This window comes from Bacillus sp. AFS029533 (assembly GCF_002585125.1).
Classification (GTDB): Bacteria; Bacillota; Bacilli; order Bacillales; family Bacillaceae_G; genus Gottfriedia; species Gottfriedia luciferensis_B.
Window position 1 is genome coordinate 153913 of the sequence record NZ_NUQC01000020.1, and the last position, 16307, is coordinate 170219.

Here is a 16307-nt window from a genome sequence, read left to right on the forward strand (position 1 = left end):
GACTCCTTACGCATTTCGCATGATAATTTGCTCAAGTGTGTTTGCTACATCCTGCGCACTATCAGCTACAGATTCTAGATTTTCGTAGATTTCTTTATACTGAATAATTTTAATTGGATCTTTCTCATTCATAAATAATTGCTTAATTGATGTACGTAAAAGCTCATCACACTGAGACTCATAATCCTTAATTTTAATTGCATGAACACGGATCTCTAATAATTTTTTATTTGAAAGTAATTTAACTGCAAGTAAAATTTCTTCAACAGCTTTTTGAAGAATATCAACGAATTTAACCATATATTCATCAGCAGATGTAATTGAATACATTTCAAATCGTGCTGAACAATGTTCAAATCCATCTAATACATCATCCATTTTCATTGCAAGTTGTAAAATATCTTCTCGCTCAATTGGAGTAATAAAAGTTTTGTTTAATTCAACGATTAAAGAGTGAATAAACTTATCACCTTTTGTTTCATATTCTTTCATTTCTTCTTGAAACTTCTTTAAGTCGCTTGCATTCTTTATTTTAAAATCAACGTAATAATTTGATGATACGTGCAAGTTCTCAGCGATACCTAAAAGCTTTTCAAAGAATACATCCTTTTTTTGTCCAAAAAACATTATGATTCCTCCAACTAAAACATATAATTTATTATCACCTTCACATTTGTCAGTTAATTTTAATATGTCAGAAACTATGTAAAAATGTCGAAAAAAGTAAAGGCCACGTTAATAATAATAATTGGTTTTTGAAATTAATCAATTAAAAACATATAATTAATTTACAAATTTACAATATCTTTACATTCCCTTAACAAAGTTAATATTTCGATTTCTACACTAGTTAATATTATTGATAGTATTCACAGAATTGTTGACTTTATGTGAGATTTTAATTTAGCATTAGATTATACGTTTAAACTATTGGACTAAAAAGGGTGTGATGATTCTGGAAAGTACATATAAAGCATCTGAAATTACACAATTAGTAGCTATGCAAAAAGCATTTTTTCAGACTGGTTCAACTAAAACTTCAAATTTTCGAATTGAACAATTAAAAAAATTATATAAATCAATAGTAGAAAATGAGGATGAAATAAAAATAGCCTTAAAAAAGGATTTAAATAAGTCAGATTTTGAAGCCTATATGACTGAAATAGGATTTACATTAAAAGAAATATCGGAAGCAATTAAACAGATTAAAAAATGGATGAAGCCTAAAAAAGTAAAAACTCCGATTACGCATATTGGTACAAAAGGATATATTTACAGAGAACCGTATGGAGTAACATTAATTATCTCCCCTTGGAATTATCCTTTTCAATTAACGATGGCTCCATTAATTGGTGCAATAATTGGGGGAAATACTGCTATTATTAAACCATCGGAATTAACACCAAATACATCGATCATTATTAATAAAATAATTAAAGAAAATTTTGATAAAGAATATATCGCTGTAGTTGATGGTGGAATTGAAGAAAGCACAATATTATTACAACAAAAATTTGATTTTATCTTTTTTACTGGCAGTGTTCAAGTTGGAAAAATTGTGATGGAAGCAGCAAGTAAAAATTTAACGCCATTAATACTTGAATTAGGTGGGAAAAGCCCAACAATTGTACATAGCGATTCGAATATACAACTAGCCGCGAAAAGAATTGTTTGGGGGAAATTTACGAATGCAGGACAGACTTGTATTGCTCCAGATTATATATATGTCCATAAATCAGTAAAAAAGGTTTTTATTGATGCATTAAAGAATGAAATTGTTCAATTTTATAGTAATAAACCTTTACTAAATAATGATTATACAAAGATTATAAGTGAACGCCATTTTAATCGTTTGGTGGGCTTTTTGAATAATGGTGAAATCCTACATGGAGGGGAGTTCGATCAATCTTCTTATAAAATCGAACCAACTTTAATTTCTAATCTATCTTGGGATTCACCAATTATGTCTGAAGAAATATTCGGTCCAATTTTACCAATTCTTACCTATGAAAATATAGATGAAGTAATAAATGAAATTAATCAACACCCTAAGCCATTAGCACTATACGTTTTTACAGAAAGTAAACAGTTAGCTAATAAGGTAATTGAGAGAGTTCCATTTGGTGGTGGATGTGTAAACGATACGCTTTATCATATGGCAAATCCACATTTACCTTTCGGTGGGGTAGGAGAAAGTGGTTCAGGAAATTATCATGGGGAGTACAGTTTTGCTGCTTTTACACATGAAAAAAGTGTCCTTTTACAAACTACTAAAATTGACTTGAAAATTAGATATCATACTACAAAAAACGCTTTACGGTTTATTCGTAAATTGTTAAAATAAAGGTTAATTGTAACTTAGTTTCTTAGCTCCTTGACAAAAGGGGCTTTTTATATGTTGAAAATAAATTATTCATTTTTACATAATAATAAAAATATTAATATAGATGGGACGGGAAAATGAAAAATATAATTGAAATTGAACAAGTCGAGAAAAATTTTAGTGAAAATAATGTGATCTCTCCACTTTCATTAGAAATTTATTCTGGAGAATTCCTAACAATTTTAGGACCAAGTGGTTGTGGGAAAACGACACTTTTAAGAATGATTGCTGGTTTTGAAGAACCATCTTCAGGTGTAATCAAACTAAATGGAGAGGCAATTAATAGTTTGCCGCCATATAAAAGGGATATGAACTTAGTGTTCCAACACTATGCATTATTTCCTCATATGAATGTTGAAAGAAATATACAGTTTGGATTGAAAATGAAAGGTATTTCGTTAGAAGAGCAAAAGGTTCGTGCTGACGAAGCAATGAGATTAACCCAATTAACTGAATTTAGAAATCGTAAACCTAGTCAATTATCTGGTGGTCAACAGCAAAGGGTTGCAATCGCTCGTGCAATAGTGAACAATCCAAAAGTCTTATTATTAGATGAACCATTAGGAGCACTTGATTTTAAGCTACGTAAAGATTTACAAAGAGAACTTAAAAATCTTCAACGCGAATTAGGCATTACATTTATTTATGTAACCCATGATCAAGAAGAAGCGATGAGCATGAGTGATCGAATCGTCGTGATGAATAATGGGAAAATCGAACAAATCGGAACACCGAAAGAAATCTATCAAAATCCGGCAAGCAAATTTGTTGCTACATTTATTGGTGAAAATAATTTCTTTGATAAAGGTGTAAAAGAAATTGCAGTTAGACCAGAAAATATAAAAGTTTCTCATTCTACAAATGAAAGTAATCCTTATTCAGGCATCATAAGAGATGTTGAATTTGTTGGTACTCTAAATAAGATTTTTATAGATTTACATAAACATGAACAAAAGATTATTGTCTATCAAATGCCAGACCAAACAAGCTTTAATAGAAATGATAAAGTTGAGATTAGTTGGAAGTCAGAAGATGAGGTGATTATGTATTGAGAAATGAAAAGTACATAATTGCACCTACGATTATCTGGCTATTAGTTTTTTTTCTAGTACCTTTATTATTAATTTTTGGTTTTGCATTTATGAAAAACGGAATGTACGGAGAAATTGAAAAAACGTTTACATTAGAAAATATTGTAAAAGTTTTTGACCCACTTTATTTGAAAGTTTTATGGACAACTTTTTGGATTGCATTAGTAACTACAATAATTACTCTTTTGATTGGATATCCTTATGCATATACAGCTACAGTTGTAAATGAAAAATGGCAGAGGATTTTACTTTTACTAATCACAATCCCTTTTTGGATAAATTTCTTAGTCAGATCATATGCATTAATTGTTATTCTTCGTTCAAAAGGAATTATTAACACATTATTAATCCAACTAGAGATTATAAAAGAACCATTACAACTACTTTATAATACTCCATCGGTCATAATGGGAATGGTCTATACATTATTACCATTCATGGTGTTACCGATCTTTGTTGCCATTGAACAATTAGATAATCGAAAATTGGACGCTGCTAACGATTTAGGAGCTACTCCATTTCAAACCTTTCTATATGTAACTCTTCCATTAACGATGAAGGGGATCTTTGCAGGTAGTATTTTGGTTTTTGTTGCTTCATTTGGAATGTTTGTCGTTTCTGATGTTATGGGCGGTTCAAAAGTTGCTTTAATCGGAAATGTCATTCAAAATCAATTTTTAGCAGCAAGAAACTGGCCATTTGGTTCCGCACTTTCAATATTCTTAGTCATTACTTCAATCGGTTTAATAGGACTTTACTATTTAGCTACAAAAAATATTGGTGCTGATAAAAGTAGAGGTGAAAAATAAATGAAAAAACCTATACTTATTGGATTTTCAACAATTGTCTTGATTTGTTTATATTTACCAATCTTGATATTAATACTATTTTCATTTAATAAATCAAAGATTAATGCACACTGGACTGGATTTACGTTCGATTGGTATTTAAATTTATTTCATAACCCGCAAGTTATTGATGCCTTTATGAATAGTTTATTTATTGCAATTGTAACGACAATCCTTTCAACAATTCTTGGTACTATTTGTGCACTAGCCTTACATAAGCATAAATATAAATTTTCAAATCTTATAAGTGGGCTAGTTTACTTACCCATTGTCGTTCCAGATATTTTAATGGGACTTTCATTACTAATATTATTTACTAATTTTCATATTGAATTAGGTAGTTTTACAATTATTATTGCCCATGTCACTTTTTGTATTTCATATGTCATTATACTTTTAGCAGCTCGACTTTCAGGAATGTCATCTGATTTAGAAGATGCTGCAAGTGATCTAGGCGCTACACCATGGCAGACATTTAGATTTGTAACTTTACCAGCGCTTATGCCTGGAATTATTGCTTCAGCACTATTATGTTTTACATTAAGTATTGATGATTTTGTCATAAGCTTTTTTGTTTCAGGACCAGGTTCAACAACATTGCCAATTTATATATATGGAATGGTAAAAAAAGGTGTAACTCCTGAAATAAATGCAATTTCGACGATTTTAATTGTTACAATTATTTTCTTAATGGTAATTTCTGAAGTTTATCGTACAAAAGGTATTAACAATCAAGAAGAATCAGAGAAAAAATCCTATATCGTTTAAAGTGCTTTTAGTGACCTTATAATAGTTTAGTTTCACTTAAAAACGAATCTTCTGGATTATAATTCAATTAAGGCATATTGGTTTTATGTGCCAAATTTAAGGAGGTAGTCAGTAGGCATTATGAGTATATTTAGAAAAACTGCTGCAATAATGGTTTCTTTAGGCTTAGTAAGTTTACTTTTATCTGCCTGTTCAGTTGGAAAAAAAGAATTAAATATTTATAGCTGGGCAGATAATTTTGACGAGAAAGTTTTAGAGTCATTTGAAAAGAAATATGATGTTAAAATTAATTATCAAGTTTTTGCAAGTAATGAAGAGTTGTATGCAAAACTAAAAGCTGGCGGTTCGAATTATGATGTAATCCAGCCATCAGATTATATGGTTAAACTTATGATTCATCAAAATATGTTGGCTAAATTGGATAAAAGTAAGATGCCAAATTTAAATAATATTTCTCCAGAATATACAAATCAAGAGTTTGATCCAAAAGGTGACTATTCAGTAGTCTATACTGGGGGATTAACGGGGATTGCATATAATCCAAAATATGTAAAAGAAAATATAGATAGCTGGAATGATCTGTGGAATCCAAAATACAAAGGTCATGTAACATTACTTGACGACAATAGAGAAGTATTTGGAATGGGATTAATCAAAAATGGCTATTCAAATAGTTCAACAAATGAAGACGAATTGTTAAAAGCTTATAGTAATTTAAAAACATTAACACCTAACTTATTAGCATTCGACACAGATACGGTAAAACAAAAGTTTATTACCGAAGATGCATGGATTGGTCAAGTATGGTCTGGAGATGCTGCTTATATTCAAAAAGAACTTAAAGATATTAAATGGGTTGTACCAAAAGAAGGATCATCAAGATGGGCAGATACTTTAGCGATACCAAAAGATGCAAAACAAAAAGATCTTGCTGAAAAGTTTATTAACTATCTATATGACCCAAAAGTAAGTGCACAAAATTATGAGGCGATTGGCTATGCTGATCCAAATAGTAAATCAGGACCGTATCATTCGGCGGAGTATAAACAAAATCCGTATATAAATGTAACAAAACAACAAACTGATGCAACCAACTGGATTAAAGACGTTGGGGACCAAACAGAATTATATGATAAGTATTGGACAGAATTGAAAACTGGCAAATAATAATCAAAACTAAAAAGGTTGTCTCCTACGAGATAACCTTTTTAGTTTGAGATTAATTTGTTTAATAAAAATCGAAATTGATCTCTTTCACTATGTGAAAGATTTTCGAATAATGTTAACCACAATTCTTGACGGAAATTGAAGTTTTCTTCAATCAACTGTTTTCCTTCATCAGTTAATTCAAGCCATGTAACTCTGCGATCACGGCTATCCCTTTTTCGAGAAATTAATTGATTATTAACTAATTTATTGACAGCGGTTGTAATAGAGCCTGAAGATAAACCAATCTGTCTTCCAAGTTCAGAAGCAGTAATTTTTTGATTTTTATATATTAAATATAAAAGCAAATATTTTGGTGGAGTTAAGGAGTTTTTTACTTCTTCATCAGTTTTTTGCCAGTTTTTTCGAACTCGAATCATTAAACTTGTTAAATCATCTAGAAGAAGTTTGTCGTTTTCGGTTAACAAGGCAAGATCCACCTCCTAAATTATATTTTGAAGTTGAGATAAAGTGGGTATTGTACGTATAGGTTACCAATTTTCTATGTCATTTTCAAGAATGCAAGGAATTTAGGCAAGATTTTTAAATTTGACAAGTTTTGGCTGTATAGTATCTATAGTGTTTTGTAAATAGTATGATAAAAGAGACATTGGTAGGGGTGAAGTTCAATGTTTAAGTATTTTAAGTTTAAAATAAATGATACTGTTCAATTTGTAAAGAACGATGGTCATTTCTATCGAGTGATCGGGTACAGGATCGAAAAAAGTATTTATTTAAATGATGAGTACAGTAGCATTATATACGAACTCTTACGAGAATTTGATGGTCTTCAAGTTGATGCTGAAGAAGAAGAATTAGTAAGCGTATCGAACTTTGATGAATTCTACGGTTCTATGTTTGAAAAACTAGGTACATTTACAATTAAGTTTGCTAAAAAGCAAGAAGAAGTAAAGAAATCATTTACGGGTGAAGCTTCATCTGTGGACGAGCTATTAGATAAATATAATGATTATCGAAGACTGGCAATACTTTTCAAAGATTGTCTTTACGATTTAGCTGCAGAAAATGTTCTAAATGAGCTCACCGATTTTTCTGAATCAAAAAAAGATTACATGCATTAAGCATGTAATCTTTTTTCATTAGTTTTAATTGTAACAGATTTTTTTTGAAATTTACTTTCATAGACCAATTCTGTTACTTTCGCACAGATTGCCACAGAAAGAATTGTATATCCTACTTCATTCCATGACAGGTAGGATAGTGAACAAAGAAGAATTACAGCATCAAAAATAAAATATACTTTACCGATCGATATTTTTGATTTTTTGCTCATTATAATCGTTATTAAATCATCTCCACCAGTTGCACCACCACTTCTTAGAATTAACCCTAAACCAAGTCCAGCGAAAATTCCTCCTAAGATAGCGGGTATCCAAAGATGATTTCCAAAGTTAAAAGTAAAATTAGAAGATGTTTTTTCTATTATAGAATAAAAAACAGAAAACGAGATGGCTCCGATCGTAGTATTGATTAATAATTTTCTACCTAAATACAAACCAGCGATCAAGATAATAGGAATATCGAGAAGCAAAGTTGTAATTGAAGGTGATATATTTATTGCGTTCTTTACTAATAAAGCAATCCCAATAAATCCACCTTCAGCTAAATTATTTTGATAATGAAAATGATACAGTGTAGTGGCTAAAATAAATGAACCAATTAAAATCATTAAGGTCTCACCCAAACGATTGTTACTCATTGTTATTTCCTCTTTTCGTAGTTAGTAGTTAAAAATACAGCTTATAAACTAACTACGTACATATAGAGCTCGTAGTTAGTTTTTTTGCTTTCTAACTACATAGCTATATATCATTGAAGAAATAACATAATCGCCTGTCAACCATAGTTTCGCCTACCTTCAGTTTTATTTTAGAGTTCTTTTGGTTCTCTAAATTAAAACTGCTAAGTGTAGGATAAGTCTTTACGTTGCCAAATGCTCCTTCGAGCAATCATGGTTACACGTCCTTTTTACCAGTTTTGTTAGAAAAATCTAACAGGTGAAAAATAAGTTCACTTTAGAACTTATTCTTAATTTTATCATATGCGAAAATATTTGAAAAAAGAAAAGAATTAACAAAAATCTACAAAAAGTTAGAAGTAAGAAAAGGAATCAGTAGAAGAGGAACATGTTTTGTTGAAAAAAATGTGAAATATTTCACAAATTAGACATAGCAATTTCAATAAAAAGGATATATATTATATTTGTAAGTAATATTGTGAAGTATTTCACAAGAATAAATGATTAAATGGGACTTAATGAAACCTTAAATAGGATGATTAATTTCCAACATTAGAGGAGGAGAGCCAAATGGCTGTTCAAGAAAAAATTGTAAATGAAACTAGTAACGCTTCTAAAATGGTAAATGACTTAGTCGTAAAAGGACAAAAAGCATTAAAAGATTTTGAAAATTTTAATCAAGATCAAATCAATAAAATTGTACATTCGATGGTTCTAGCAGGTTTAGAACAACATATGCCACTCGCAAAAATGGCAGTTGAGGAAACAGGTCGTGGGATCTATGAGGATAAAATTATTAAAAATATATTTGCTACAGAATATATATGGAATTCAATCAAAGATAATAAAACGGTTGGGATTATTAGTGAAGATATACAAACTGGAATAACAGAAATTGCTGAACCTGTTGGGGTAATTGCAGGTGTCACTCCAACAACTAATCCTACATCAACAACATTATTTAAAGCAATCATTGCGATTAAAACAAGAAATCCAATAATTTTCGCTTTTCATCCTTCCGCACAAAAATGTAGTAGAGAAGCAGCCAGAATCGTTCGTGATGCGGCAATAAAAGCTGGAGCACCTGAAAACTGTGTACAATGGATTGAAGTCCCTTCAATAGAAGCAACAAAGTGTTTAATGAATCATGAGGGAGTAGCACTTGTTTTAGCTACAGGTGGTGCTGGAATGGTTAAATCGGCCTATAGTACAGGTAAACCTGCTTTAGGGGTTGGACCTGGAAATGTACCATGTTATATCGAGAAATCTGCTGAAATTAAGTGTGCAGTGAATGATCTTATTCTTTCAAAAACATTCGATAATGGAATGATTTGTGCTTCTGAACAAGCAGTTATTGTAGATAAAGAAGTTTATGAAGTAGTAAAAGCAGAGTTAAAAGCAAATAATTGTTATTATGCTACAAAAGAAGATAAAAAGAAATTAGAAAAGCTTGTCATAAATGAAGCTACATGTGCTGTAAATGGTGATATTGTTGGTAAATCAGCATATGAAATTGCAGCGTTAGCCGGTGTAAATGTACCAGTAGATACAAAAATTCTTATCGTTGAATGTCAAAGCGTTGGTGCAAATGAACCTTTAACAAGAGAAAAATTAAGTCCAGTTTTAGCTGCTATTAAAGTAAATGGAAAAGAAGAAGGGTTTAAACGTTGTGAAGAAATGTTAGAGCTAGGAGGATTAGGCCATTCTGCAGTTATTCATAGTAATAATGAAGAAATTCAAAAAGAATTTGGACTAAGAATGAAAGCATGTCGTGTTATTGCAAATGCTCCTTCAGCACATGGAGGAATTGGGGATTTATATAACGCATTTATTCCTTCTCTTACATTAGGCTGTGGATCACATGGTAAAAACTCTGTATCGTCTAATGTAACAACTGTACACTTATTAAATATTAAAAAATTAGGAAGAAGAAATATGAATATGCAATGGGTCAAACTGCCACCAAAAATTTATTTTGAAAAATATTCAACTCAGTATTTAGAAAAAATGCCTAATATTAAAAAAGCATTTATTGTAACAGACGAAGCAATGGTTAAATTAGGTTATGTTGACATAATTAAATATTATCTAGAGAAAAGACAAGAAAATATACAAATTGAAATTTTTTCAGATGTAGAACCAGATCCTTCAGATGTTACTGTAATAAAGGGTGCAGATAGAATGAAATCATTTGAGCCGGATACGATTATCGCTTTTGGCGGTGGATCAGCAATGGATGCAGCCAAGGGTATGTGGATGTTTTTTGAATACCCAGAAACCACTTTAGACGGGCCTAAACAAAAATTCTTAGATATTCGAAAAAGAGCTTATAAATACCCTAAATTAGGACGTAAAGCTCAGTTTGTCGCAATACCAACTACTTCTGGTACTGGTTCAGAGGTTACACCATTTGCTGTAATTACTGATAAAGCTAACAATATTAAATATCCTTTAGCTGATTATGAATTAACGCCTGATGTTGCAATTATTGACCCTCAGTTCGTATCAACTGTTCCTAAAAGCATTACAGCAGATACTGGGATGGATGTATTAACTCATGCAATCGAGGCTTATGTAAGTGTCCTAGCGAATGATTATACAGACGGATTAGCATTACAAGCTATAAAATTAGTGTTTAAATATTTACCTAGAGCATACAAAGATGGAAACGATTTTGAAGCGCGCGAAAAAATGCATAATGCTTCAGCAATAGCAGGTATGGCATTTGCAAATGCGTTCTTAGGAATTAATCACAGTTTAGCGCATAAAATTGGAGCGGAATTCCATATCCCACATGGCAGAGCAAATGCAATTTTAATGCCGCATGTCATAAGATATAATGCCAAAAAACCAACGAAGTTTACAGCATTTCCTAAATATAAGCATTTCATTGCAGATGAACGATATGCTGAAATAGCTCGTTTCCTAGGCCTTCCAGCTGCAAATACTGAAGAAGGGGTTGAAAATTTAATTACAGCAGTTATTAAGTTATCTAAGGAATTAAATATAAATATGAGTATCGAAGCACAAGGAGTTACCGAAAAAGAATTTTTAGAAAAAGTTTCATATTTAGCTGATCGTGCTTTCGAAGATCAATGTACTACTGCAAATCCAAAACTACCTCTAGTAAAAGAATTAGAAGAAGTTTATTTGAATGCATTCAAAGGATGATAATAAATTTTACATTAAGGAGCACCTATATAGGTGCTTCTTTTTTGACGAATTATATTTTGATATAATAGTCATATTGAAAGTGGTGATTAATGATGGAGTTAAAGCAACAAAATCCATGGTTTAAGGTAATAATAGGTATTGAACATAAAAATCAAACAGTAGAGTCATATTTAAAAAATGTGTGGCAGTTTCCAAAGAAGTTATTACATGAATTAAGGATGGCAAAAGGTTGTAAGATTAACGGAGAAATTAAACCTTGGAATACAATCCTTTTAAGTGGTGACCAAGTTGAAATGCAGTTGTACATAGAAGAAGATTATGGTGTAATTCCACAAGAACAATCTATTGAGATTTGCTACGAAGATGAACATTTACTTATTGCTAATAAACCGTTTGGAGTCGACACACATCCGAATGAAAAAGGACAGTTAAATACATTAGCAAATGGGGTAGCATTTCATTTTCAAGAAAATGGATTAAAAACAAAAGTACGCCATATACACCGCCTCGATAAAGACACAACAGGTGGAGTGGTATTTGCTAAACATGCATTAAGTAGTTCAATTCTAGATTCGATGTTAAGTCATCGTAAAATAAAACGTACCTATACAGCTATAGTTGAAGGGAATGTTAAATCACCTAAAGGTACAATAAATGAAGCGATTGGAAGGGATCGACATCATCCTACCAGAAGAAGGGTATCTCCAAAAGGCGATAAAGCAATTACACATTATAAAAAAATAAGATATATCTCAAAGTTGAACATAACGATATTAGAATGTCAGTTAGATACTGGCAGAACACATCAAATCCGAGTCCATTTAAGTTTTTTAGGTCATCCATTAATTGGAGATCTATTGTATGGTGGGAAACAAAAATTATTGAATCGTCAAGGATTACACGCTAGTAATGTACAATTTACGCATCCTTTTACAAAAGAAAATTTATCGATTGATATCTCATACCCAGCCGACATAAAACAAATACTTAACGAAAAGTGAGATGAATGAAATGTTATTAGAAGTCATTGCCACAACCGTAAAAGATGCATTAGATGCAGAAAGGTTTGGGGCAAATCGCATCGAATTAGTTACTGGAATAAAAGAGGGAGGATTGACACCAAGCTATGCGACAATTAAACAAGTTGTTCAAAGTGTCTCAATTCCAGTACATGTAATGATTCGACCACATAGTCGTTCATTTTTATATGATAAATATGATCAAGAAGTAATCTTAAGTGATATTGATGTATGTAATGAGATCGGAGCAGCTGGTATTGTTTTTGGAGCCTTGACAAAAGAGAATACAATTGATGAAGAGCTTTTAAAAAAAGTAACAGCTCGTGTAAAAAATATGAACTTTACATTTCATAGAGCAATAGATGAATCAAATGATCTGTTATCAGCTATTGATACATTGAAACAATACCCTGAGATTACACATGTATTAACATCAGGCGGTGTTGCTAGTGCTATTGATGGGAAAGAAACAATAAAAAGTATGATCGAACTGACAAATAAATCGAATATAAAAATTTTAGCAGGAAGCGGATTATCTATTGAAAATGTATCAGATTTCATTGAATTTACGAATGTAGAAGAAATACATTTCGGTTCTGGGGTTCGGAAAAATAACGCTGCAATTGAAGAAATTGATTCTTCTTTAATGGAAAGTTTGCGAAGTAGGTTAGTACGAGGATCAATCAAATAATCTTTGAATAGATCAAAATTATTTTCACATAATAAAAAAGTAGTCCGCAAAAACGGACTACTTAGAATACAGCTTTATTCAAATGTTATTTATTATTTACCGATAAATTGTTGAGTCCAAGCATTTGATCTTGAATCATAACCAACACCAATTTGAGTTAAGTTAGGATTTAAGATATTTGCACGGTGACCAGCACTATTCATCCAAGCAGTAACTACTTCTTCAGGTGTTTTTTGACCTTTAGCAATGTTTTCTGCTGCATAGCTATAAGTGATTCCGAATTGTTTCATCATATCAAATGGTGATCCATAAGTCGGTGAAGTGTGATCAAAGTAATTTTTGTCAGTCATATCTTGTGATTTTAAACGTGCTGTTTTAGATAATGTTGCATTAACAGTAAACGGTTTTAAACCAGCTTTTGTACGCTCAGCATTTGTTAAATCAACTACTTTAGATTCATAAGCTGATAATGATGCTGTGTTTGATGGTGTTGATGGTGTTGATGGTGTTGAAGTTGCTGGTTTTGATGGTGTTGATGGTGTTGATGTTGACGGCGTTGTTGGTTTAGATGGTGTAGTTGGTACCGTCGGTTTTGTTGTTGGTGTTTCAGGTTTAGCCGGCGTTGTTGGAGCTGATGGTTGTGTAGTTCCTGAGTTAGCTGGCTTAGATGCTTGTCCTAATTGTTGCTTAATAGCATCTTGTAGTTTAGTCATATCAATACCATTGCTGTTTAATAATTTACTTAAATCGATTTTAATAGTACCATTTGAAGTTTCTAAGTTTGGTAGATTAAAATAATTATATAAAGAGTTTAAATTATTTAAGTTGATATGTTGTGTATATGATTTAGTAGTATCCTTTGTAATAGTCGCTGCGTTTACGGCACCTACAGGAGCACCCACTAGTAGAGTAGCAGCCACAGTTGATAAAGTTACGATTTTTTTCATGTTCTTCTTCCTCCATTTGTTTGGTTATTGTCTCGCTGTACAAGTAATACTTTAGCATGAAAACGCATGACATAATTATGGGAAATAATGGGGAGGCAAATTTGAGGATTTTTTTGGTAGTACTGTTTTAGTACAGAAATAAAAAAAATCGTTGTTATGACAACTATTTTACTAGAATAATATTAAATAAGTATCATAAATTTTTGCTTAAAATTTCCATTAAAAAAGTTTGAAGTTAAGAAAACGTCCTATTCTCACGTTATAATACAGGAAGAAAAATCCAGTTTTGTTGTTATTCAGTTACGATTGTAATCATTCTGTAAAGAACGTATTGAGGGTGAATAATTTGAAATTATTTATTGATGATACTAGTCCAGTTCTATACAGTTTTATATTGGAAAGTCCTTTGAGGAATGATTAAAAGAATGTATACATCAACAATTTCAACAAATATCCCTAAATTATAAGCTAGGATTTAGAAAAGAAAATTGAAAAGACCATATAAAGCGAATTATTGTACATACTTAGCGTTTTTTAAATGGGATATGAAAAAAATCATTAATAATAGAAGAGAAAATACAAAACACTAAAATTACATAGAGCTATTTATGAATAAAAGGGGACCTAATTAAATTAGTGTCCTTTCAGAGTGTTGAAATATAAAATGGTCAATAGAGAAAACGGACATTAAATGAACATTTATTAATGATGAAATGATAATTTTTGGTTGAGCTATCTATTAATGGTTTTAAATTTTAATATGATTGAGCAATTTTATGATACCAATAACACTAGTAAGTTTTTTTATAAGGTAAGAAATATTATATGCTAATTTTTTGAAAAATAAATTCAGTTGATTAGCTTATTAATTAATGTTCGATCTTAATTGACCTACAAATTAATAAACAACTGATAGGATACGCTTAATAAAGGCTATTTGATTAGTTTTTATTGCAGACTTCTTATTGATGAATAAGTTGATTGGAACGAAAGGGGTGCTCGACTCCNNTGGAAATCAACATCACTCTACTCCTTTATGAAAATTTGGTAAGTTAATTGACAAGGTTGTTTTTCAACAACGTGAAAGGACGCTAATTAAAATTAGTGTCCTTTAAACTTTTCCTATATATATAGAAGCGAAATTACATAATCCGGTTTACCTAATTAATACATGCTTCTCGATCAATGACTTATGCACTTTATAATAATTTGTAATAACAGGAAGTATATCTTTAAAGTCCGGACATTTAATATTTGTATTTTGTAGATCAGTTAAAGTATTAATACAATCATACTCCGATTTACAATTAAAATAAGATAAAACTTCTTTTTCTACTTTTAGTAAACGTCTAATGAATGGGATTGAAAGGAGAGGACTAATAAATTTAATTGGAATTATGCCTACGGTAGTTTTGTTTAAATAATAGGAAAGAAAATCTTTATAAACATCTTGTACAGGGTAAGGAGAGGGATCTGTAATTTGATAAGTTTTGTTAACTCCGATTTCTGCATGACTTAAAAAGTAAACAGCATTAATTAAATAATCAATGGGAATGAAATTGCAATAAGCATTGTTCTTACCTATTTGAGGGATAGGTAAATAGCGAAGTTTTGTAAAGAAATTTAAAATGAAATATGGTCCATCAAATTTACTTGTCTCACCAGTTTCTGAATGACCAACTACAATTCCAGGTCTTATAATGGTGATTGGAAGTTGTGTTTTTAGTTTCTCAACTTCTATTTCAGCATAATACTTCGTTTCTTCATAAAAGTTTTTAAATGTTTGTGCCATTTCTAATTCATGTTCATAAATTCTTCCTTCACGAGTTCCTGAGACATAGCTAGTACTAAAATAGGTGTAACGCTTCAAAGATTTTAGTTTAAGTGCAAATTCATTTACGTTTATTGTTCCTTTCACATTTACTTCATATGCAATTTTTTTAGGGACTGCAAGGTCATAAATGGCAGCCAAATGAAATAAGTCAGTTAGATCATTAATAAGGACATTAAGATTTTTTAGGCTGAGCCCAAAGTTTTTCTTGGTAATATCTCCACATAAAAGTTCTATCTTTAAAAGAGAATAATCCGGATACTTTTGATCTAATGTTAATAAAAAGTCTCGGCATTGTTTTTCAGTATTAGGAAGAATGAGTAGATAAATTTTTTGAAAAGACATTTCATTATCTAGAATTTTGAGGAGTAACTGCTTCGAAATGAATCCGGGAAATCCAGTAATAAAGTATGTTCTTTCCATTCTAGCCACCTACTTTATGTAAAATAAATCCCTTTGTTTATATTATTAAAGAAATATGCATTTAATGTGAAGTTGCTTCTATTATAATAAACATATTTTGATCTTCTCTATTTATGGAGGGTAGAACTCCAGTTTTAGGCTATCTAGTTCCTCATGAACCGCTTATG

The 16307-nt window shown here is 31.0% G+C and carries 13 protein-coding genes and 1 pseudogene; 9 read left to right on the forward strand and 5 right to left on the reverse strand.

Going from position 1 to position 16307, the window contains the following annotated elements:
• Positions 1–6: 6 nt before the first annotated feature.
• A complete protein-coding gene (locus tag COE53_RS10930; protein ID WP_069035474.1) occupies positions 7–627 on the reverse strand; it encodes a DUF47 domain-containing protein in 621 nt (206 codons plus the stop codon).
• 322 nt (positions 628–949) lie between these two features.
• Here COE53_RS10930 and COE53_RS10935 point away from each other — a divergent pair, with 322 nt between their 5' ends.
• From COE53_RS10935 to COE53_RS10955, 5 genes are all read left to right on the forward strand, one after another.
• Positions 950–2344: an aldehyde dehydrogenase gene (locus COE53_RS10935; protein WP_069035475.1), complete on the forward strand. Its 1395-nt coding sequence runs from the start codon at positions 950–952 to the stop codon at positions 2342–2344.
• A 116-nt stretch (positions 2345–2460) separates the two neighbouring features.
• Positions 2461–3435 (forward strand): ABC transporter ATP-binding protein, encoded by a 975-nt coding sequence (locus COE53_RS10940; protein ID WP_069035476.1) that lies wholly within the window; start codon positions 2461–2463, stop codon positions 3433–3435.
• Positions 3432–4283, forward strand: coding sequence for an ABC transporter permease (locus COE53_RS10945; protein ID WP_353616541.1), 852 nt, complete (start codon positions 3432–3434; stop codon positions 4281–4283). Before COE53_RS10940 ends, COE53_RS10945 begins: the two co-directional genes overlap by 4 nt.
• Positions 4284–5090 (forward strand): ABC transporter permease, encoded by an 807-nt coding sequence (locus COE53_RS10950; RefSeq protein WP_069035478.1) that lies wholly within the window; start codon positions 4284–4286, stop codon positions 5088–5090.
• Between the two features lie 120 nt (positions 5091–5210).
• Positions 5211–6257: a polyamine ABC transporter substrate-binding protein gene (locus tag COE53_RS10955; protein ID WP_091021999.1), complete on the forward strand. Its 1047-nt coding sequence runs from the start codon at positions 5211–5213 to the stop codon at positions 6255–6257.
• A gap of 41 nt (positions 6258–6298) precedes the next feature.
• Here COE53_RS10955 and COE53_RS10960 read toward each other — a convergent pair whose 3' ends face one another.
• Positions 6299–6724, reverse strand: coding sequence for a MarR family winged helix-turn-helix transcriptional regulator (locus COE53_RS10960; RefSeq protein WP_069035480.1), 426 nt, complete (start codon positions 6722–6724; stop codon positions 6299–6301).
• Between the two features lie 201 nt (positions 6725–6925).
• On the opposite strand from COE53_RS10960, the pseudogene COE53_RS24560 reads away from it, so the two are divergent.
• Positions 6926–7124: pseudogene (locus COE53_RS24560) on the forward strand (histidinol dehydrogenase); the annotation flags it as partial.
• A 250-nt stretch (positions 7125–7374) separates the two neighbouring features.
• Here the strand turns inward: COE53_RS24560 and COE53_RS10970 are convergent.
• Entirely contained in the window at positions 7375–7986 is a 612-nt protein-coding gene (locus COE53_RS10970) for a YitT family protein (protein ID WP_084007048.1), read from the reverse strand.
• Positions 7987–8625: 639 nt separating this feature from the next.
• Here COE53_RS10970 and adhE point away from each other — a divergent pair.
• From adhE to COE53_RS10985, 3 genes are all read left to right on the forward strand, one after another.
• Positions 8626–11226, forward strand: a complete 2601-nt coding sequence (gene adhE / locus COE53_RS10975) for a bifunctional acetaldehyde-CoA/alcohol dehydrogenase (RefSeq protein ID WP_098948045.1) — start codon at positions 8626–8628, stop codon at positions 11224–11226.
• Positions 11227–11321: 95 nt separating this feature from the next.
• Positions 11322–12230 (forward strand): RluA family pseudouridine synthase, encoded by a 909-nt coding sequence (locus COE53_RS10980; protein WP_069035634.1) that lies wholly within the window; start codon positions 11322–11324, stop codon positions 12228–12230.
• 10 nt (positions 12231–12240) lie between these two features.
• Positions 12241–12939, forward strand: a complete 699-nt coding sequence (locus COE53_RS10985) for a copper homeostasis protein CutC (protein ID WP_069035635.1) — start codon at positions 12241–12243, stop codon at positions 12937–12939.
• A gap of 92 nt (positions 12940–13031) precedes the next feature.
• Here COE53_RS10985 and COE53_RS10990 read toward each other — a convergent pair whose 3' ends face one another.
• Together COE53_RS10990 and COE53_RS10995 are read right to left on the reverse strand one after the other, a co-directional pair.
• Positions 13032–13886, reverse strand: a complete 855-nt coding sequence (locus COE53_RS10990; RefSeq protein ID WP_091022005.1) for a CAP domain-containing protein — start codon at positions 13884–13886, stop codon at positions 13032–13034.
• A 1156-nt stretch (positions 13887–15042) separates the two neighbouring features.
• Entirely contained in the window at positions 15043–16140 is a 1098-nt protein-coding gene (locus COE53_RS10995) for an SDR family oxidoreductase (RefSeq protein ID WP_069035485.1), read from the reverse strand.
• Positions 16141–16307 lie beyond the last annotated feature (167 nt).

What these genes read in the sequence shown, in the direction of transcription:
- COE53_RS10955 (WP_091021999.1), top strand. Translation starts at nt 5,211, where the DNA reads ATGAGTATATTTAGAAAAACTGCTGCAATAATGGTTTCTTTAGGCTTA.
- COE53_RS10930 (WP_069035474.1), bottom strand. Translation starts at nt 627, where the DNA reads ATGTTTTTTGGACAAAAAAAGGATGTATTCTTTGAAAAGCTTTTAGGT.
- COE53_RS10995 (WP_069035485.1), bottom strand. Translation starts at nt 16,140, where the DNA reads ATGGAAAGAACATACTTTATTACTGGATTTCCCGGATTCATTTCGAAG.
- COE53_RS10970 (WP_084007048.1), bottom strand. Translation starts at nt 7,986, where the DNA reads ATGATTTTAATTGGTTCATTTATTTTAGCCACTACACTGTATCATTTT.
- COE53_RS10990 (WP_091022005.1), bottom strand. Translation starts at nt 13,886, where the DNA reads ATGAAAAAAATCGTAACTTTATCAACTGTGGCTGCTACTCTACTAGTG.
- COE53_RS10950 (WP_069035478.1), top strand. Translation starts at nt 4,284, where the DNA reads ATGAAAAAACCTATACTTATTGGATTTTCAACAATTGTCTTGATTTGT.
- COE53_RS10940 (WP_069035476.1), top strand. Translation starts at nt 2,461, where the DNA reads ATGAAAAATATAATTGAAATTGAACAAGTCGAGAAAAATTTTAGTGAA.
- COE53_RS10980 (WP_069035634.1), top strand. Translation starts at nt 11,322, where the DNA reads ATGGAGTTAAAGCAACAAAATCCATGGTTTAAGGTAATAATAGGTATT.
- adhE (WP_098948045.1), top strand. Translation starts at nt 8,626, where the DNA reads ATGGCTGTTCAAGAAAAAATTGTAAATGAAACTAGTAACGCTTCTAAA.
- COE53_RS10985 (WP_069035635.1), top strand. Translation starts at nt 12,241, where the DNA reads ATGTTATTAGAAGTCATTGCCACAACCGTAAAAGATGCATTAGATGCA.
- COE53_RS10935 (WP_069035475.1), top strand. Translation starts at nt 950, where the DNA reads ATGATTCTGGAAAGTACATATAAAGCATCTGAAATTACACAATTAGTA.